Source organism: Nitratireductor soli (assembly GCF_001050155.1).
Taxonomy (GTDB): Bacteria; Pseudomonadota; Alphaproteobacteria; order Rhizobiales; family Rhizobiaceae; genus Nitratireductor; species Nitratireductor soli.
In genome coordinates this window covers 1-437 of the sequence record NZ_LFVY01000055.1, presented here as the reverse complement: position 1 = coordinate 437, position 437 = coordinate 1, and the positions used below count along the sequence as shown (strand labels likewise).

The 437-nt window shown below is 67.0% G+C and carries 1 protein-coding gene; it reads left to right on the top strand.

The window, feature by feature from the left end; genetic code table 11:
- Positions 1 to 437 (top strand): 2-oxo acid dehydrogenase subunit E2 (locus tag AB843_RS24610; protein WP_048649569.1); only part of this gene is annotated, 437 nt, incomplete at both ends.

Sequence of the window (437 nt, the reverse complement as noted above, 5' to 3'; positions counted from 1 at the left end):
TCGGTCAACGACATGATCATCAAGGCGATGGCCAAGGCGCTGATGGCCGTGCCGGACGCCAACGTCTCGTGGACGGAAAGCGCCATGGTCAGGCACCGCCATGCCGATGTCGGCGTGGCGGTGTCGATCCCCGGCGGGCTGATCACGCCGATCGTGCGGCGCGCCGAGGAAAAGACGCTGTCGGCGATCTCCAACGAGATGAAGGATCTGGCGGCCAGGGCGCGCAACCGCAAGCTGAAGCCCGAGGAATACCAGGGCGGCACGACGGCGGTGTCCAATCTCGGCATGTTCGGCATCAAGGACTTTGCCGCCGTCATCAACCCGCCGCATGCGACGATCCTGGCGGTCGGCGCCGGCGAGAGCCGGGCCGTGGTCAAGGATGGTGCGGTGGTTGCCGCGACGGTCATGTCGGTGACGCTGTCGACGGACCACCGGGC